Raw genomic sequence first — 17526 nt, forward strand, 5'->3', positions numbered from 1 at the left:
GAGGTCCACGATCGAAGTCCCTTGATAGATAGACCTCGATCTTAGGCAAATCTTGAGGAAATCTAGAACTTTGTCCGAAGTCGCCCACGGCGCCGTCCGGCCCGGCCCGTCGGTGCGTCCACCGACGCGGGGAACGTCGCGTCGGCAAGCGCCGCGAGTCCGTGCACGAGGGGCGAGTCGCCGACCTCGGCGAGCGGCCGGCCCGAGACCAGCGCCTTGTCGACGCCCGCGCGGTCCTCGGGCAGGAAGTGCAGCCCGGCCACCCGGCTGAACCCCTCGACCATCCCGGCGATCTCCTTCTCGGTCCAGCCGATCGAGCCGCGCATCCGGTTGACCACCACGCGCACGGGCGTGCCGGCCGTGCGCTCGCCGAGCTCGACCAGCCCCCGGGCGAGCCGCGCCAGGCCGACAGGGTCGGCGGCACCGACGACCACCACCTCGTCGGCCTGCTCCACCGCGGCCAGGGTGAGCGCGTTGCGGCCCGGGCGTCCGCCGAAGTCGGAGCCGGCGTCGTCCTCGAGGGAGAACCCGCTGTCGACCACCACCTGGCCGTGGCCGCGCGCGCGGTCGAGCAGCTGCTCGACGTGGGCGGGTCGCACCTCGCGCCAGCGGTCGGCGCGAGGAAGCCCGGTGACGACGGCGAGGTGGTCGCCGACGCCGCGGCACACCGACGGGAACCGGTCGTCGAGCTGTCCCGCCGCGGCCAGCCGGGCGGCGGAGAGCAGCCCGGAGACCTCGTCGAGGATGCCGAGCTGCTGGGCGACGGCGCCGCCCCAGGGATCGAGGTCGGTCAGCACCACGTCGACCCCACGCCGGGCGACCTCGCACGCGAGGTTGGTGGCCACGGTCGTACGGCCCGGGGCGCCCGCCGGCCCCCACACGACGACGACCCGCCCGGCCTCGGTCCCGGGTGCAGCCCCCGGACCGGCCGCGAGGTCCGGCACGACGGCGCCCGCGACCGCGTCGTCGAGGCGGACCACCGCCGTGTCGGCGACGTCGTCGGCCGTCGTCACGACCTCGGGCAGCGAGTCGAGCTCGCCGGCGCCGACCACGGCGGCGATGCCGAGGCGCTGGGCGCGCTCGCGGACGTCGACGTCGTCGGGGCGGACCGACGTCACCGCGACAGGCCGGACGGCGTGCCGGCGCAGGTGCGCGACCGAGGCGGGGTCGAGGCCCGGCGCGTCGAGCGAGACCACGGCGACGTCGGCCTGCCCGCTGGTGACCGACGCGAGCAGGTCGTCGACGTCGACGCACCGCTTGAGGACGACCACGCCCGGGTGCGCCTCGAGGTCGGTGAGGGCCGGCGACTCCCACGGCTCCCCCGCCGCGAGGAGCAGCACGCAGATCACGACGCTCAGCCCCGGCCGACCACGCGCACGCGGTCGTCGCCGCTGGCCGCGAGCAGCAGCCCCAGCGAGTCCTCGTCGTCGTCGGGGACGGCCAGCACCAGCTGGCGGCTCGTCGCGGACGCGAACGAGTCGGACACGAGCGGGGCGTCGAGCACCGCGATGTCCTCCAGCACCGGCTCGGCGACACGACGCGCGGCACGGCCGCCCGACGCCTGGTCGCCGATCACCCACACGTCGACGCGCGACCCGCGCGCCAGGTCCGTCGGGACGTGCTCGGCCGCGACGGCGATCGACACCGCCACCGTGCCGTCGCCGGTCGGCTCGCCGAGCGCACCGGCCGGGACCAGCTCGCCGGCGGCGAGGGGCCGGGTGAGGGTGAGCGCAGCGGGCAGCTCGTCGCCGACGGCGAGGTAGTGGTCGTGGTCGGCGCTGTCGCCGAAGCGCACGCTGGTCGCCTCGAGGTCAGCGGCCGTCAGCGTCTGCCCGGCGACGAGGTCGCCGGAGGCCGACCACACCGACGTCATGTCGTCGGCGGTGGAGAGCAGGCGCGCGCCGGCCACCACCGACCCGGTGACCAGGACGACACCCACCCACAGCCGCGGGTCGCGCCACCCGGAGGTGGCGGCCCGGGTCGCCACCGGGACGTCACCGGCGGGTGGCCGGAGGTCGGGGTTGCGGGACAGGCTCCGAGACAGGTTCCGAGACACAGGCCCATCATTGCCTCACCCGCCGGGGTTCACACCTGTCCTTCCACAGGCCCCGGCCCGGGCGTCGCCCCCGGCACCCCCGTCGGTGGCACGATGACCCCATGGCCGACGACCCCCGCTTCCTGACGCTCGCCGACGTCGCCGACGTGCTCAACACCTCCAGCGCCCAGGTCTACGCCCTCGTCCGGAGGGGCGAGCTGCCCGCGATCAAGATCGGCGGGCGCGGCCAGTGGCGCGTCGAGCGGGCGCAGCTCGAGGAGTTCATCCAGCGGATGTACGTCGAGACCCGGACGTTCGTCGACCAGCACCCGTTCGTCGACGCCGAGGCGGCCCCGGCGCAGGAGAGCGACTAGTCAGCCGACCTTGCCGTCGAGCTCGACCTGCACCACGCGCTGCTCGCCGCCGCGCACGACGGCCATCTCGACCGTCTCGCCCGGCAGGTGCGTACGGATCGCCACGATGAGGGCGATGCCGTCGTTGACCGGCTGGTCGTCGACCGAGACGATCACGTCGTCCTGCGTGAGGCCGGCACGCTCGGCCGGGGTGCCCGGCATGACCTCGGTGATGGTCGCGCCCTCGGCGTCGGGCTCACCGCCGGTGCGCACCTGAGCGCCGATCACGGGGTACTCCGCCTTGCCGGTGCGCAGGATCTGGTCGACCGTCGTGCGGACCTGCTCGATGGGGATCGCGAAGCCGACCCCGATGTTGCCCGACTCGGCCGTGGCACCGCCGGTGGTCGCGATGGCGGAGTTGACCCCGACGACCTCGCCGGCAAGGTTGACCAGCGGTCCTCCCGAGTTGCCGGGGTTGATCGCGGCGTCGGTCTGCACGGCGTTGATGTAGGACGACTGGTCGTCGGACTCGCCCGAGGTGGTCACCGGGCGGTTGAGGGCGCTGACGATGCCCGACGTCACCGTCTGGCTCAGGCCGAGCGGGGCACCGAAGGCGACGACCGAGTCACCGACGCGGAGGACCTGCGATGCACCGAGAGCCGCCGGCTCGAGGCCGCCGGCTCCCTCGATCGCGAGCACCGCGAGGTCGTAGACCGCGCTGCGTCCCACGACCGTGGCCTCGTAGCGCTCGCCGGACTCGTCGATGACGACGATGGGACCCTCCTCGTCGGCGGCCGAGGCGACGACGTGGTTGTTGGTCACGACGTGGCCGTCGCGGTCGAGGACGAAGCCGGACCCCGTCGCTCCCCCGGACTGGCCGTCGAGCTCCGCGAGGATCTGCACGGTGCTGGGCAGCAGCGCCTGGGCGACGGCCGAGACCGAGCCGTTGTCGGCCTCGAGGGGTGCAGCTGTCTGGGTGCGGACGCCGCCGAGACCGTTGCTGTTGGTGCCGGGCTGCGAGGCGAGCTCGTCCTGCAGGGCGCCGCCGGCGAGGCCGCCGAGCAGCCCGACGACGAGCGCGAGCGCCGCGACCGACGGCCACACCCAGAGCGGGAACCGGCGGGACGGCGTCGACGGGGCTGCATAGGCGGGTCGGCCGTACGGCGCGGGACCCGGCCCGAACCAGGGGCCGGGTGCGTTCGGGTCGCCCGTCCCCCCGGGGCCACCGGGGCCACCCGGTCCTGCCTGCGGACCCTGCGGAGCGCCGGGACCCATCGGGCCCGTCTGGTTCATCGGGATCGTGCGGGCCGCCGGCTCGGCGGACGGCGCCTCGCCGTAGCGCCCCGGGTGCGGCGGGGGTCCGGCGAGCATGCCGTCACTGCCGTAGGGCCGGCCCTCGGGCTGCACGCGGGGTGCGGGCCGGTCGACGGCGTCGGCGGCATCGGCCGCGTGGTCAGGAGCGGCGGCATCGGCCTGGTGGTCGGCCTCCGTGCCGGGCTGCGTGGGGCGCCAGCCGGCCAGCGGTTGGGTCGGCTCGTCGTGCGCCTGCTCCGGCGCGGACTCGTACGCCTGGCGCTCGGGCGCGTGCCCGGGCTCGGACCGTCCCGGGTCGGAGTCGGTCTGCTCGTCGGGCTCGCGCGCGTCGCTCACGGAGCAATCTTCTCCCGGATCGCCACGAGGCGCTCGGCCAGGGGCGTCCGGGAGGGTGAGACCGGGCCGCGAGCGGACCGGTCGTCGACCTTGACGGCCGGTGCGACGGGCGCGACGGGTGCGACCGGTCGGGTCAGGTCGGTGACCGGCGGGCGCGGCTCGACCCGCGGCCCCCCGGCGACGCCGAGGGCGAGGACGCCCACGACGCAGGCGCTCGCCGCCCCTCCGCCGATGGCCACGAGGCCTCGACGGGAGCGGGGCTGCGAGGTCGGGAACGGCGGCGCCGCGAGCGCTCCGCCGGCGCTCGGCTCGAGCGACGAGCAGCGTCCGCGCAGCGCGGACTTGAAGTCGTGCGAGGTCTGGGCGGGGCCGTGGGACAGCTGGGCGAGCTGGGTCTTGACCCAGCCCTCCTGCTCGACGAGGTCACGGCACGAGTGGCAGCCGTGGACGTGGGCCCAGCAGCGCTCCTCCTCCTCCGCCGAGAGGTGGCCGTCGAGCAGCGCGCTCACGCGAGAGCCGAGGTGCGTCATCACGACACCGTCCCGGGACGCAGGCCGAGCCCGTGGGTCGTGGGGCCGGAGTAGCGCTGGCGACCCGCGGCCGGCTCGCGGTGGGCGAGCGCCTTGCGCAGCATGCCGCGGCCGCGGTGGATGCGGGAGCGCACGGTGCCGAGCTTGGCCCCGAGGATCTCCGCGATCTCCTCATAGCTGAGCCCCTCGACGTCGCACAGCACCACGGCGGCGCGGAAGTCGGGCGGGAGCGTGGCGAGAGCGGTCTCGATGTCGTCGTCGAAGGTCCGGTCGGCCACGGCGAGCTCCGGCGCCGGCGCCGGGCTGGTGAGCCGGGCGGCGCGCTCCTCGGAGAGCGGATCGAAGCGGATGCGCTGCTTGCGGCGGGCGCCGTCGAGGAACAGGTTGGTGGTGATGCGGTGCAGCCAGCCCTCGAACGTGCCGGGCGTGTAGGTGTCCAGCGAGCGGAAGACCCGGACGAACACCTCCTGGGTGAGGTCCTCGGCGTCCGGGCGGTTGCCGGTGAGCCGGTAGGCGAGGCGGAACACCCGGTCGGAGTGCTCCTCGACGACCTCGTCCCACGTCGGGACAGCCACCACCGCTGCGACAGGCTCCGGCGTGGTGCTGTCGGCCTGATCGCCCACGGGCGCTCCCTGGTTCGTCTTCCTCGACCGCAGCTGCAACGGTTCGCTGTCCTTCCCTGACGCTAGGCACCCCGCCTGAGAGTTCCCTGTGAACCTCATGCGCTCCGGCCAAGAAACCCGGTCGGCGTATTGCGTCCAACGACCGGCGTACGCCGTGTGTTCCCGGCCACGTCGGCGCTCTGCCGCGCGATAGAGTCCGCAGGTGCCCAACCACACCTCTTCGATCAAGCCCGCGAGCTGGTCCTACGCCGAGTCGTTCGTGGCCGAGGACGAGGTCCTGGCCGCCGCCCGCAGCCGCGCCGACGAGGTGGGCGTGTCGCCGGTGGGCCCCGGAGCGGGCGCTGCCCTGCGCTTCCTGGCCTCGGTCCTCGACGCCCGCGCGGTGGTGGAGATCGGCACCGGCACGGGCGTCTCCGGCCTCTGGATGCTGCGCGGCATGCGCGCCGACGGCGTGCTGACCACGGTCGACATCGAGGCCGAGCACCAGCGCCTCGCCAAGGAGACCTTCGCCGAGGCCGGCATCCCCGGCAACCGGGCCCGCACCATCGCCGGCGCTGGGCTCGACGTGCTCCCCCGCCTGACCGACGGCCACTACGATCTGGTGTTCTGCGACGGCGACAAGCGCGAGTACGCCGCCTACCTCAAGGAGGCGCTGCGCCTCCTGCGCCCCGGCGGGATCGTCGCCTTCGACAACGCCCTCTGGCACGACCGCGTCGCCGACCCGTCCCAGCGCGACGAGGAGACCGTCACCATCCGCGAGCTCGGGCGCACCGTCCTCGACCACGAGTCCCTCGTGCCCGTGCTCCTCCCCGTCGGCGACGGTCTGCTCGTGGCGAAGAAGGAGTGGGCCCCGGAGGGCTGATCGGTCCCGACGCCGTCGGGCGCTGGGGGCGGTGCTATCTGGCTCGCTCCGCTCGCGTGCTCGGCGCCCTGAAAGGCGCTGTCTTCCCTCCTCGGCTTGCTCGCTGCGCTCGCGTCGCTCGTCAGTCCAGACAGCGCCGGGCGCCGAGCCTCCAGACGGTCTGACCTCGGGGCTCGCCACGCTCGCTACGCCGAGATGAGGCCTTGCCTCACCGCCTCAGCCCACGCGCTCGGCGCCCGACGTCGTCTGGACTGACGAGCGAGCAAGCGCGACGAGCGCAGCGAGGCAGCGCCGTCGAGCGAGGAGGGAAGACGACGTCTTCCAGGGCGCCGAGCACGGCGAGCGGAGCGAGCCCATCAAGCACAGCACGCGCGCGCGGGGCGAGCGCCATCAGTAGAGCCTCAGGAGATCCCGTCGAGAGGGTCCTCGCTGCCCAGCCAGGCGAGCAGCAGCCGCGGGCCGAAGCCACTGGGGCCGGCGGTCCACTCGTGCCGGTCGGCCGGCGACTCCGCCGCGGAGGCGAAGTCGATGTGGACCCACGGCACGTCGCCGGCGAAGTGCTGGAGGAACAGCGCCGCGGTGATCGCGCCGGCACCGCCGGCGGCGTTGTCGCCGTCGGCGATCTTGGACGCCACCCGCTCCTCGTAGTCCTTGACCAGCGGCATCCGCCAGACGTTCTCGCCGGACGTCGCCGAGGCCTGCTCGACGTGCGCGACGAGCTCGTCGCGGTTGGCGAAGTAGCCGGCGGTCCACTGTCCGAGCGACACCTTCATGGCGCCGGTGAGGGTGGCGATGTCGACCAGCACGGTCGGCGACAGCTCGGCGACGGCGTACGCCATGGCGTCGGCGAGCACGAGGCGACCCTCGGCGTCGGTGTTGTTGACCTCGGAGGTGCGGCCGCCGAAGTGGGTGATGACGTCGCCGGGGCGCATCGCGGACCCGCTGACGGCGTTCTCGGCCGCCGGGACGAGGCCGATGACGCGGACGGGGCAGCCGACGTCGCGCAGGGCGGCCATCGTCGCGATCACCGCGCCGCCGCCGCTCATGTCGCGCTTCATGGTGAGCATGCCCTCGCTGGGCTTGATGTCCAGGCCGCCGCTGTCGAACGTGATGCCCTTGCCCACCAGCACGACCGTCGGCGTACGGCGCGAGGCGCCGGGCGGGGTGTAGTCCATCCGGATCAGCCGCGGCTCGTGTGCAGAGCCGCCACCGACGGCGAGGATGCCGCCGAAGCCGTCGGCCACCAGGCGCTGCTCGTCCCAGACCGTCACCTCGAGACCGCCGGCCGCGCCGACCTCGACGGCCTGCTCGGCCAGCCAGGCCGGTGTCTTGAGGTTGGCCGGGACGGTGGCGAGGGCGCGCGAGCGCCAGCCGGCTCCGCCGAGGGCGAGGGCGCGGGCGAGCTCGTCGTCGGCGCCGTCGTCGGAGATGTCGGCCAGCACGATGCGGCCGACGGGGCGCTCCTTGGGGCCGGTCGAGCGCCAGTGGAAGGCGAACGAGCCGAGCATCGCACCGACCACGACGGCGCCGAGGCCGTCGTCGGGCGCGATGGCCGCGAGGGTGGTGACGACGCTGACGCGGTCCTTGGTGGCGCGGGCGAGTGCTGCTCCGGCGCGACGGAAGTCGGTCGGGGACGCCTCCCCCACGCCGATGAGGAGCACGACGCTCACGTCGTCGGAGGTCTCCTGGGCGGAGACGGGCACGACGGTGACCTCACCCGTGCGCCCGGTCCCGCGGGCGGCCTCGAGCGCCGCGAGCAGGTCGATCCCGAGAGCCTCGGAGGCCTCCTCGGCACCGGGGCCGAGGAGCGGCGCCTCGTCGCCGGGGAGGACCGGGAAGGCCCACACCTCGGCTCCGCCGATCTGGTGCGGGAGTGCGGCGCTGAGCGCGAACTCGGGTGGGGAGACCTGCGTCGGCAGTTGCGTGGCCACGATCAGCCGACGACGTCCTTGAGGGCGTCCCCGAGAGCCGTTGCCTCATCGGCGTTCAGCTCGACCACCAGACGCCCACCGCCCTCGAGCGGGACGCGCATGACGATCCCGCGGCCCTCCTTGGTGACCTCGAGCGGTCCGTCGCCCGTGCGGGGCTTCATGGCGGCCATCGGCGCACCTCTTCCTGTTCAGCCATCTGTCGGCGATGGTGGCTCTTCACATGCGAAACGAGGCGGCTGAGTCGTGCCTGGCCACCTCGATCGGCGTCGTACAGGATTCATTATCCCTCATCGGGCGCGTGATCGGCACCACAGGGCGCACGGAGCCCGGGAGGGTGTCGGGCAGACTGCCCCCATGACGACCTCTTCGACCGATTCCGCGAACGACGCCGGGGCCGGGAGCGGTGCCGCGACCGGCGCCACGACCGCGCCCGTGCTGCTCCACGTGGTCGACGCGGTGGCCACCATCACGCTCAACCGCCCCGACGCGATGAACGGACTCGACGTGGCGACCAAGGACCTGCTCCTCGAGACCGTGCGGCAGGTGGCCGAGGACCCGGAGGTGCGCTGCGTCGTCCTCACCGGGAGTGGGCGCGCCTTCTGCGTCGGGCAGGACCTGAAGGAGCACCTCGCCGGCCTCAAGGGCGACGCCGACGTGCCGCTGTCCGACACGGTGGAGAAGCACTACAACCCCATCGCGCAGGCGCTGGCGACCATGCCCAAGCCGGTGGTCGCCGCCGTCAACGGCATCGCCGCGGGTGCCGGCGCGAGCCTCGCCTTCGCCGCCGACTTCCGCATCCTGGTCGACTCGGCCGGCTTCAACACCTCCTTCGCCGGGGTCGCGCTCTCATGCGACACCGGGTCGAGCTGGACGCTGCAGCGACTCGTCGGCCGGGGCAAGGCGATGGAGCTGCTCTACTTCCCGCGCACGGTCTCCGCCTTGGAGGCGCTCGACCTCGGCCTGGCCACGCAGGTGGTCCCGCCCGACGACTTCCGGAGCGCCGTCGGCGAGCTGGCTGCCCGGCTCGCTGCGGGCCCGACCGTCGCGTTCGGCTCGATCCGCCAGTCCGTGGCGTACGCCGCCGCCCACCCGCTCGAGGAGTCGCTCGCTTTCGAGGCGGAGAAGATGGCGCTCACCGGCGGGACCGAGGACCACCTCGCCGCCGTGGACGCGTTCATGGCCAAGGAGAAGCCGGTCTTCCACGGCCGCTGAGTCGCCCCGCCCGGATAGTCCGTATCAAATGGGTCGCTCGAGGGCGCCCGGGAGCACCCGTTCGCTACGGACTATCGCCGCGCGCGGTGGGCGCCGAGCACCCCGAGCAGCTGCCGGGGCGCCTGCACCGCCATCCGGTGGCGCGAGGGCCGGGTGCCGTACTCGACGGTGAGGGCGGCTCCGCGGAACCGGTGGTTGAACCACATCGTCATGGTGCCGTGGCACAGGCCGCCGCAGTCGAGCGACGTACGCGGCAGCCGCAGCGCGCGGGCCAGGCGGCGCGCGAAGCCGCGGTCCTTCGTGTCGGTGTCCACGCCGTGCAGCGGCTGGTGGAAGCTGACCACCCGGCGCGGGCGGACCTCCTCGAGGAAGGCCATCACCGCCCGGGTCTCCGGCTCGCTGCCCGGGCGCGGGCCGGACTCGTACGAGCCGTCGAGGTCGGCCCAGCGGTGGGGTAAGTTGCGGTTGAGGTCCACGCCGCGCGCGTTGCGGCGCGTGCCCCGCGCCAGTCCGTCGGGGTTGTAGGTCGGGACCCAGAGGTCGACGCCCCGGACCGGCCGCCCGTCGCGCAGGGTCTCGAGGACCGTGCGGGTGTGCGGCTCGTCGCCGTGCATCGTCGAGACGAGCACGATGCGGCGCTTGCCCGGCTCCCCCAGCCGCCACGCCCGGATCGGGCGTCCCTGCACCGAGTGGCCGATCGTGCGCGCCTCGACCACCGCCGGGCGCTCCCCCGGGCCAGCCTCGACGGCCGTAGCCGACGCCAACGGCGACGCCGGAGCAAGGGGTAGGACGACCAGCGCGGCGGCGGCGGCCGCTGCGAGCAGGCGCCGCATCACACCGCGGCGGTGAGGTAGGCGTAGGTGAACACGAGGACGCCCACCACCATGCCGAGGTGCGCGAGCAGCGACAGGCCGGGCCCGTCGCTCCAGCTGTCGCCGGACGCCTCGGGCACGTGCCGCCCGCGCGAGGGGAGCCAGCGGGCGAGGACGAGCAGCCCGAGGATCGCGGTCAGCCACCACAGCGCGACCGCGAGGATGCCGACGAGGGGGCCGCCGACGAAGGAGTCCTCCGGGAAGACCAGCACGCCGATCCATAGGACCAGCGCCAGCATGCCGGTCACGAAGTGCGCCAGGGGCAGCCGGTCGTGGAGGGAGAACTGCCCGGCCGCGTCACCACGGCTCAGTCGCAGCCGGGTCAGCACGACCACCACGGCGGCGAGTGCCGTGAGGATCCACACGACGATCGGGAACGACATTCGGCGCAGTCTGCCCTAGTCGCGCTCGACGTCGCCAGACGAGCCGTCCGGTCCAGTCCGGTCCTCGAGCTCGGTCGCGAGCCGGGCGAGCAGCGCGTCCACGTCGGACATCCGGTAGCCGCGCAGCGCCAGCGGGAACCGCACGGTGCGCAGGTCGCGAGCCTCCAGGGGACGGTCGGTGGGCACGTCGAGGTCGGGGCGGTCGTCGTACGCCGGCGCCATCGAGCCTCCGCGCCCCGACGCCACCATCGCGATCGCGCCCATGGCCAGCACGATCAGCACGGCGAAGAGCCACGTCATCGGTGCACCCCCCTCGTCCTCGTCGTGCCCGCGCCGGTCACTCGGGCCGCTCGGGCGCTGGCGAGGGGAAGCGGTGCTCGCGGGCGGCGACCATCAGCGCGACCGCCTCGTCGACGTCGTCGGTGAGCACCATCATGTCGAGGTCGTCGGCGTTGATCTTGCCGTCGGCGAGCGCCGTGTCCCGCAGCCAGCCGAGCAGGCCCTCCCAGTAGGACGTCCCGATGAGCACGATGGGGAACGACGTGACCTTGCGCGTCTGCACCAGCGTGAGGGCCTCGAACAGCTCGTCGAGCGTGCCCAGCCCGCCGGGCAGGACGATGAAGCCCTGCGAGTACTTCACGAACATGGTCTTGCGGGCGAAGAAGTAGCGGAAGTTGATGCCGCGGTCGACCCACTGGTTGAGGCCCGACTCGAAGGGCAGCTCGATGCCGAGCCCGACGCTCACGCCGCCGACCTCGCTCGCGCCCTTGTTGGCGCCCTCCATCGTGCCCGGGCCGCCTCCGGTGATCACCGCGAAGCCGGCCTGGGCCAGCTTGCGGCCGGCCTCCTCGGCGATGGCGTAGTGCGGGTGGTCGGCCGGCGTGCGCGCCGACCCGAAGACCGCGATGGCCGGACCGAGCTCGGCCAGCGCACCGAAGCCCTCGACGAACTCCGCCTGGATCCGCAGGACGCGCCACGGGTCGGTGTGCACCCAGTCGGTCGGCCCGCGCGAGTCCAGCAGGCGCTGGTCGGTCGTGCTGCCGCCCTCGTCGACCTGTCCCCGGCGCTGCAGGATCGGCCCCTTCATGTGGTCGGTCGCGCGGTCGGTCATGCCAGCCACTCCTTCAGGGTGCGCTCGCAGCGCTCGAGGTGCTCGGTCGGGACGTGCTCGTCCTGCTTGTGGGCGTACATCGGGTCGCCGGGGCCGAAGTTCACCGCCGGGATGCCGAGCTTGGTGAACTGCGCGACGTCGGTCCAGCCGAACTTCGGTGCCGCCTCGCCGCCGACGGCCTCGACGAACGCCTTGGCGGCGGGCCGGTCGAGGCCGGGCATCGCGCCGGCGGCCATGTCGGTCACCGTGACGTCGTAGCCGTCGAAGAAGTCGCGGACGAACGCCTCGGCGTCCTCCTCGCTGCGGTCGGGCGCGAAGCGGAAGTTGACCTCGACGACGCACTCGTCCGGGATGACGTTGCCGGCGACGCCGCCGCGGATGCCGGTGGCGTTGAGGCCCTCGTGGTAGGCGAGGCCGTCGATCTCGGGCTCGCGTGCGACGTACTCGTTGAGCCGCACGAGGACCGGGGCGGCGAGGTGGATGGCGTTGACGCCACGCCAGCTGCGCGCGCTGTGGGACCGCTCGCCCGTCGTGCGCACGTCGGCGCGCATCGTGCCCTGGCAGCCGGCCTCGATGGAGGCGTTGCTCGGCTCCATCAGGATCGCGAAGTCGGCCTGCACGAGGTCGGGGTCGCTGACGGTGAGCTTGCGCAGCCCGTTGTGGACCGAGTCGACCTCCTCGGCCTCGTAGAAGATGAAGGTGAGGTCGCGGTTGGGCTCGGTGACGTCGGCGGCGAGCTTGAGCATCACCGCGTCGCCGCCCTTCATGTCGCAGCTGCCGAGGCCGTGCAGGACGCCGTCCTCGAGGCGGGAGGGCAGGTTGTCGTTGAGCGGGACCGTGTCGAGGTGCCCGGCGATGACCACCCGCTCCCCCAGCCCGAGCTCGGTGCGCGCGACCACGGTGTGGCCGCGACGGGTGACGGTGAGGTGCGGCAGGGCGCGTAGCGCCGTCTCGACGGCGTCGGCGATCTCCTGCTCGTCGTGGCTGACGGACTCGATGTCGACCAGCTGCTGGGTCAGGGCGACGACGTCGGCGGAGAGGTCGAGGTGTGGCATGGCCCTGATTCAACCAGTCCGCCGACTGCTCAGGCCCTCGCCACCTCGACCGCCAGCTCCGCCGCGTCGGCGTACGACACCTCCGTCGTCAGCGTCTCCTCGGCGATGAGCGCCTCATGGGTGCGGGCCGCGGCCAGCGTGGCCTCGGGCGCGGCGAGGGTGAGCACGATCCGGTCGCTGACCTGCAGGCCGGCGTCCTTGCGGGCCTGCTGGACCGCACGGACCAGGTCGCGGGCGGTGCCCTCGGCCTCGAGCTCGGGCGTCACGGCAGTGTCGAGGACGACGAACCCGCCGCGCGGCAGCATCCCGATTGCGCTGTCGTCGCCGGAGGTGCCGGCGACGGTCTCGAGGGTGTACTCCCCCTCGACCAGCGCGAGCCCGCCCGCGGTGACGGTGCCGTCGTCGGCCACCGACCAGTCGCCGGACTTGGCGCCCCTGATGGCGAGCTGCACGTCCTTGCCGAGGCGCGGGCCCGCGGCGCGGGCGTTGACCGTGAGCCGCTCGGAGACGCCGTACGACGCCGCCTCGGGCGCGTCGGGCGCGAGCACCTCGACGGCCTTGAGGTTGAGCTCGTCGGCGACGAGCGACGTGAACTGCGCCAGGTCGCCCTCGGCGACCACCGTCAGCCGCGACAGCGGCAGGCGGTTGCGGAGGTTGGCCGCCTTGCGCAGCGCCGAGCCCGCCGAGCAGACGTCGCGGACGGTGTCCATCGACGCCACGAGCTCCTCGTCGAGGGGCAGGACGTCGGCGGACGGCCAGTCGGTGAGGTGCACCGAGCGCTCGCCGGTCAGGCCGCGCCACACCTCCTCGGTCGTCAGCGGCAGCAGCGGAGCGGTGAGGCGGCAGACCACCTCGAGCACCGTGTAGAGGGTGTCGAACGCGTCGGCGTCCTCGTCCCAGAACCGCTCGCGCGAGCGCCGGATGTACCAGTTGGTCAGCACGTCGAGGAAGGTGCGCGTCGAGTCGCAGGCGGCCGCCACCTCGTAGTTGTCGAGCTGGTCGGTCATCGTGGCGACGTGGTCGCGCAGCTTGGCCAGGATGTAGCGGTCCATCGGGTGCGAGCTGTCGGCCCGCCACGTGGCGTCGTGTCCCGTGCCGTCGGCGGCCGCGTTGGCGTACAGGCTGAAGAAGGACCAGCTGTTCCACAGCGGGATCAGCACCTGCCGCACCGAGTCGCGGATGCCCTGCTCGGTGACCACGAGGTTGCCGCCGCGCAGGATCGGGCTGGACATGAGGAACCAGCGCATCGCGTCGGCGCCGTCGCGGTCGAAGACCTCGCGCACGTCGGGGTAGTTGCGCAGCGACTTCGACATCTTCTGGCCGTCGTTGCCGAGCACGATGCCGTGGCTCAGGCACGTGGAGAACGCCGGGCGGTCGAAGATCGCGCCGGCCAGGACGTGCATGGTGTAGAACCAGCCGCGCGTCTGGCCGATGTACTCGACGATGAAGTCGCCGGGGAAGTGGTCGTCGAACCAGTCCTTGTTCTCGAACGGGTAGTGCACCTGCGCGAAGCTCATCGATCCCGAGTCGAACCAGACGTCGAGGACGTCGGTGACGCGGCGCATCGTGCTCCGGCCGGTCGGGTCGTCCGGGTTCGGGCGCGTCAGGTCGTCGACGAACGGTCGGTGCAGGTCGGGGTTGCCGTCGCCGTCGACCGGCAGCCGGCCGAAGTCGCGCTCGATCTCCTCGAATGACCCGTAGACGTCGATGCGCGGGTAGTGCTCGTCGTCGGACTTCCACACCGGCACCGGGCTGCCCCAGAAGCGGTTGCGGGTGATCGACCAGTCGCGGGCGTTCTCCAGCCACTTGCCGAACTGGCCGTCCTTGATGTGGTCGGGGACCCAGCGGATCTCCTGGTTGAGCGCCATCAGGCGCTCCTTGACCTTGGTCACCTCGACGAACCACGACGAGACGCCCTTGTAGATCAGGGGCTGCCGGCAGCGCCAGCAGTGGGGGTAGGAGTGGTCGTAGGTCTCGCGGCGCACCAGGACGGTGCCGGGCGTGACCGAGCCCGCCTGCTCGCCCTTCGTCGTGGCCTTGAGGTGGTCGATGATCTGCAGGTTGGCGTCGAAGACCTGCATGCCCTCGTAGTCGACGACGGGGAAGGTGAAGCGACCGTCCTTGCCGACCGGCATGACCGCCTCGATGCCCTCGCGGTCGGTGACGACCTTGTCGTCCTCACCGAAGGCGCCGGCGGTGTGCACCAGCCCGGTGCCGTCGGTGGTGGTGACGAACTCGGCGGGCACGAGGCGGAAGGCGCGCTCGTGGCCGGCGTAGTAGGAGAACGGCGGGGTGTACTCCAGGCCGACGAGGTCGGCGCCCGTCCCCCGCCAGGTCACGGTGGGCTCGTCGCCCAGCTCACGGGCGTACGACGCCACGCGGGCCTCGGCGAGCAGGTAGCGCTCGGGGCTGCCGGTGGGGCCCGACGACTCGACGACGACGTAGTCGATGTCCTCGCCGACCATCACCGCGAGGTTGGAGGGCAGCGTCCACGGCGTGGTCGTCCAGACGAGCACCTTGACGCCCGCGAAGGGGCCCTCGGTGGTGACGTCGTAGCCCACGGTCACGGCGGGGTCCTGGCGGACCTGGTAGACGTCGTCGTCCATCCGCAGCTCGTGGTTGGACAGCGGGGTCTCGTCCTGCCAGCAGTAGGGCAGCACCCGGAAGCCCTCGTAGACTAGGCCCTTCTCGTGCAGCTGCTTGAAGGCCCACATCACCGACTCCATGAACTCCGGGTTCATGGTGCGGTAGTCGTTGTCGAAGTCGACCCAGCGCGCCTGGCGGGTGACGTAGTCGCGCCACTCCCCGGTGTACTTCAGCACGCTCTGGCGGCACGCCTCGTTGAACTTCTCGATGCCCAGCTCGACGATCTCGTCGGTGGTCTTGATGCCGTTGAGGCGCATCGCCTCCAGCTCGGCGGGCAGGCCGTGGGTGTCCCACCCGAAGCGACGCTCGACCCGCTGCCCGCGCATCGTGCGGTAGCGCGGGACGAGGTCCTTGACGTAGCCGGTCAGCAGGTGGCCGTAGTGCGGCAGGCCGTTGGCGAAGGGCGGGCCGTCGTAGAAGACGAACTCGTTGCCGCCGTCCTCGCCGGCCTCGCGCTGCTCGACGCTCGCGCGGAAGGTGTCGTCGGCCTCCCAGTAGGCCAGCACGGCCTCCTCGATCGAGGGGAAGCGCGGGCTGCTGGGGACGCTGGTGGCGTCCGTGTGCGAGACCTTCGGGTAGGCCATGGGGGCTGCTCCTCGCGGGTGCGTCGTTCGACTCGGGATCATCTCCACGAGGACGATCTGCTGACCGCGGTACCACCTCGCTTGCCGCCCGGGACCGGGCGACCGCTTCGTTCGGCTGTGTCGGGCCGTACCCGTCGGGTTCTAGTGGGGTGGCGGCCGGATCGCCGTACCCGTTCTTCCCGAGGCTCGCCGCTGATGACGGCTCAGACGCCTGGTGTGATCGTACGGCGCGGGCGTCGGGCCGCGCCAATCCGTTGTCCGGCCCTCGGTAGTCCAGTGGCGGGCCGTCGTCCCCTGGGGTAGTCCAGTGGCGAGCCGTCGTCCCGTCAGGTAGTCCAGTGGCGGGCGGTCGTCAGACGTGCCCCGCGAGAACGTCGCGACACTGGACTACCCCGACGTGCTGGCCGAGGCCGGCGTCAACCTGCCCCGTACGGCGTCAGGCGGCCCGGCGGTAGTCGAGGTAGCGCTGCCTCTGCGCCTCGTCGAGGGCGCGGCGTCGGGCGACCGTGTCCGTAGGGGTCCACCACGCCGGCGCATCGATCGTCCAGCCGCGTACGGCGGTGCTGGCGCGAGCCCGGTCCGCCGCGGCTCGCAGCCGGGCGACGAACCCGTCGACGTCGGCCCAGTCGCTGGCGACCATGACGACTGTCTCGAAGCCGAGGTCGCGGAACGCCGCATCCTTGCGGAAGTCGCTCGCCGCGCCGGCCAGGCTCAGGTGGGCGCTGCCGTGGTACTGCCCGACCAGGCCCAGCTCCGGGCCGAGGAGGTCCGGCGTGCCCACGTGGCGTCCGTCCAGGGTGAAGACGGGGACGTTGCACCTCGGCCGGGGCAGGCCGGCGCGCTTCGTCCACACGCCGCGCATCCGGGTCTCCTGTGGAGACCACGAGTTCTCCTCGCCCTCGGCCACGGCGTCGCGCGCCTGCTGGACCCCGGTGACCGGCCCGAGCCCGGCGACGTACGCCGCAACCTGCGCGAGGCTGACGAGGTCCGAGTAGCAGGCCATGTCGAGGGCGACCACGGCGTCACCGAGCGTGGGGGCGTACCGCATCTCGAAGACCACAGACCGCAGTGCCCGGGTGACCGGGAGCCCGTCCTGGATCACGACCTCGGACGGCGAGACGAACTCCTGGCTGACGCCGAAGCCGGGCTGGGCCACCAGGTGCCTTCTGGCGGCGAGCGGCACGTCGCGCGCGTCGACGCCGTCCGTCGATCCGGTGAACCACGCGCCGCCGAGCCAGTTCAGGGCGGCCCAGCCCGTGACTGCCTCGCCCTCGCGGAGGACGACGCTCGCCTCGACCATCCGCTGCCGCGGAGTCGGGTCCACGTGGGCCGGCACGAAGAACCCACGGCTCGTCGTACGCCATCGCGGTCCGCGGGCCTCACCGGGAGTCGGACCCTCCTCCCCACGTGGATCGTGACGCACGGGCAGCATCAACCCGGGCCGGTCGGGGTGGAAGGGCGGAGGCACGAACATGGCTCGATGTTTCCGTCGCTCGACGCCCCGCGCCCGATATCCACAGGGCGATCTCGGCCAGGCCCGGCGGCGGTCCTTGCGACAGGTACTCCTGAGTGTCGCCCTGCCGGGGTAGTCCAGTGGCGTACCGCTGCCGTGGGCGTCCAGCGGCAGCACGTCGCCACTGGACTACCCCGGCGGGCAGCACGCCACCACTGGACTACCC

17 protein-coding genes are annotated in these 17526 nt (G+C 72.9%); 3 read left to right on the forward strand and 14 right to left on the reverse strand.

The genetic code is table 11. The annotated features are described in order from the left end of the window. Positions 1-62: 62 nt before the first annotated feature. Together HN031_RS01990 and HN031_RS01995 are read right to left on the reverse strand one after the other, a co-directional pair. Entirely contained in the window at positions 63-1349 is a 1287-nt protein-coding gene (locus tag HN031_RS01990; RefSeq protein WP_172265653.1) for a hypothetical protein, read from the reverse strand. Positions 1350-1354: 5 nt separating this feature from the next. Continuing rightward, on the reverse strand, positions 1355-2056 hold the full coding sequence (locus HN031_RS01995) for a flagellar biosynthesis protein FlgA (protein WP_172265656.1): 702 nt from the start codon (positions 2054-2056) through the stop codon (positions 1355-1357). Between the two features lie 101 nt (positions 2057-2157). On the opposite strand from HN031_RS01995, the gene HN031_RS02000 reads away from it, so the two are divergent. Beyond that, on the forward strand, positions 2158-2409 hold the full coding sequence (locus HN031_RS02000) for a helix-turn-helix domain-containing protein (RefSeq protein WP_172265659.1): 252 nt from the start codon (positions 2158-2160) through the stop codon (positions 2407-2409). Here the strand turns inward: HN031_RS02000 and HN031_RS02005 are convergent, their stop codons facing one another. From HN031_RS02005 to sigE, 3 genes are read right to left on the reverse strand one after another with little or no spacing between them, the layout of a single operon-like run. Beyond that, positions 2410-4038 carry a trypsin-like peptidase domain-containing protein gene (locus HN031_RS02005; protein WP_172265662.1) on the reverse strand — a complete coding sequence of 543 codons (1629 nt, stop codon included), beginning with the start codon at positions 4036-4038 and terminating at the stop codon, positions 2410-2412. It lies immediately after the preceding gene. Next, complete coding sequence (locus tag HN031_RS02010) at positions 4035-4568, reverse strand: anti-sigma factor (RefSeq protein WP_172265665.1); 534 nt, start codon at positions 4566-4568, stop codon at positions 4035-4037. The genes HN031_RS02005 and HN031_RS02010 overlap by 4 nt, the downstream gene beginning before the upstream one ends. Further along, positions 4568-5191 carry an RNA polymerase sigma factor SigE gene (sigE, locus tag HN031_RS02015; protein ID WP_367650624.1) on the reverse strand — a complete coding sequence of 208 codons (624 nt, stop codon included), beginning with the start codon at positions 5189-5191 and terminating at the stop codon, positions 4568-4570. Before sigE ends, HN031_RS02010 begins: the two co-directional genes overlap by 1 nt. A gap of 202 nt (positions 5192-5393) precedes the next feature. Here sigE and HN031_RS02020 point away from each other — a divergent pair, with 202 nt between their 5' ends. After that, positions 5394-6053: an O-methyltransferase gene (locus HN031_RS02020; RefSeq protein ID WP_322919890.1), complete on the forward strand. Its 660-nt coding sequence runs from the start codon at positions 5394-5396 to the stop codon at positions 6051-6053. 401 nt (positions 6054-6454) lie between these two features. Here the strand turns inward: HN031_RS02020 and HN031_RS02025 are convergent, their stop codons facing one another. Continuing rightward, complete coding sequence (locus HN031_RS02025) at positions 6455-7984, reverse strand: M17 family metallopeptidase (RefSeq protein ID WP_367650625.1); 1530 nt, start codon at positions 7982-7984, stop codon at positions 6455-6457. 2 nt (positions 7985-7986) lie between these two features. Next, on the reverse strand, positions 7987-8154 hold the full coding sequence (locus HN031_RS02030) for a DUF3117 domain-containing protein (RefSeq protein WP_090967556.1): 168 nt from the start codon (positions 8152-8154) through the stop codon (positions 7987-7989). Positions 8155-8338: 184 nt separating this feature from the next. Here HN031_RS02030 and HN031_RS02035 point away from each other — a divergent pair, with 184 nt between their 5' ends. Further along, a complete protein-coding gene (locus tag HN031_RS02035) occupies positions 8339-9196 on the forward strand; it encodes an enoyl-CoA hydratase/isomerase family protein (RefSeq protein WP_172265671.1) in 858 nt (285 codons plus the stop codon). Between the two features lie 71 nt (positions 9197-9267). Here HN031_RS02035 and HN031_RS02040 read toward each other — a convergent pair whose 3' ends face one another. From HN031_RS02040 to HN031_RS02070, 7 genes are all read right to left on the reverse strand, one after another. Further along, on the reverse strand, positions 9268-10029 hold the full coding sequence (locus tag HN031_RS02040) for a M14 family zinc carboxypeptidase (protein WP_253943079.1): 762 nt from the start codon (positions 10027-10029) through the stop codon (positions 9268-9270). Beyond that, positions 10029-10451, reverse strand: a complete 423-nt coding sequence (locus tag HN031_RS02045; RefSeq protein ID WP_172265677.1) for a hypothetical protein — start codon at positions 10449-10451, stop codon at positions 10029-10031. Before HN031_RS02045 ends, HN031_RS02040 begins: the two co-directional genes overlap by 1 nt. A 15-nt stretch (positions 10452-10466) precedes the next feature. Further along, on the reverse strand, positions 10467-10751 hold the full coding sequence (locus HN031_RS02050; RefSeq protein ID WP_172265680.1) for a DivIVA domain-containing protein: 285 nt from the start codon (positions 10749-10751) through the stop codon (positions 10467-10469). A 37-nt stretch (positions 10752-10788) separates the two neighbouring features. Then, complete coding sequence (locus HN031_RS02055; protein ID WP_172265683.1) at positions 10789-11562, reverse strand: TIGR00730 family Rossman fold protein; 774 nt, start codon at positions 11560-11562, stop codon at positions 10789-10791. Beyond that, entirely contained in the window at positions 11559-12617 is a 1059-nt protein-coding gene (gene dapE, locus HN031_RS02060; protein ID WP_172265686.1) for a succinyl-diaminopimelate desuccinylase, read from the reverse strand. The genes HN031_RS02055 and dapE overlap by 4 nt, the downstream gene beginning before the upstream one ends. Positions 12618-12646: 29 nt before the next feature. Then, positions 12647-15847 carry an isoleucine--tRNA ligase gene (gene ileS / locus HN031_RS02065; RefSeq protein ID WP_172265689.1) on the reverse strand — a complete coding sequence of 1067 codons (3201 nt, stop codon included), beginning with the start codon at positions 15845-15847 and terminating at the stop codon, positions 12647-12649. Between the two features lie 436 nt (positions 15848-16283). Then, positions 16284-17183: a hypothetical protein gene (locus tag HN031_RS02070; protein ID WP_172265692.1), complete on the reverse strand. Its 900-nt coding sequence runs from the start codon at positions 17181-17183 to the stop codon at positions 16284-16286. Positions 17184-17526: the final 343 nt, after the last annotated feature.

Source organism: Nocardioides sp. zg-1308 (genome assembly GCF_013155375.1).
Classification (GTDB): Bacteria; Actinomycetota; Actinomycetes; order Propionibacteriales; family Nocardioidaceae; genus Nocardioides; species Nocardioides renjunii.

Bases quoted from the DNA above. Each gene is read 5' to 3' on its own strand.
- HN031_RS02050 (WP_172265680.1), bottom strand. From the start codon at position 10,751: ATGACGTGGCTCTTCGCCGTGCTGATCGTGCTGGCCATGGGCGCGATC.
- ileS (WP_172265689.1), bottom strand. From the start codon at position 15,847: ATGGCCTACCCGAAGGTCTCGCACACGGACGCCACCAGCGTCCCCAGC.
- HN031_RS02040 (WP_253943079.1), bottom strand. From the start codon at position 10,029: ATGCGGCGCCTGCTCGCAGCGGCCGCCGCCGCCGCGCTGGTCGTCCTA.
- HN031_RS02035 (WP_172265671.1), top strand. From the start codon at position 8,339: ATGACGACCTCTTCGACCGATTCCGCGAACGACGCCGGGGCCGGGAGC.
- HN031_RS02055 (WP_172265683.1), bottom strand. From the start codon at position 11,562: ATGACCGACCGCGCGACCGACCACATGAAGGGGCCGATCCTGCAGCGC.
- HN031_RS02030 (WP_090967556.1), bottom strand. From the start codon at position 8,154: ATGGCCGCCATGAAGCCCCGCACGGGCGACGGACCGCTCGAGGTCACC.
- HN031_RS02000 (WP_172265659.1), top strand. From the start codon at position 2,158: ATGGCCGACGACCCCCGCTTCCTGACGCTCGCCGACGTCGCCGACGTG.
- HN031_RS02045 (WP_172265677.1), bottom strand. From the start codon at position 10,451: ATGTCGTTCCCGATCGTCGTGTGGATCCTCACGGCACTCGCCGCCGTG.
- HN031_RS02010 (WP_172265665.1), bottom strand. From the start codon at position 4,568: ATGACGCACCTCGGCTCTCGCGTGAGCGCGCTGCTCGACGGCCACCTC.
- dapE (WP_172265686.1), bottom strand. From the start codon at position 12,617: ATGCCACACCTCGACCTCTCCGCCGACGTCGTCGCCCTGACCCAGCAG.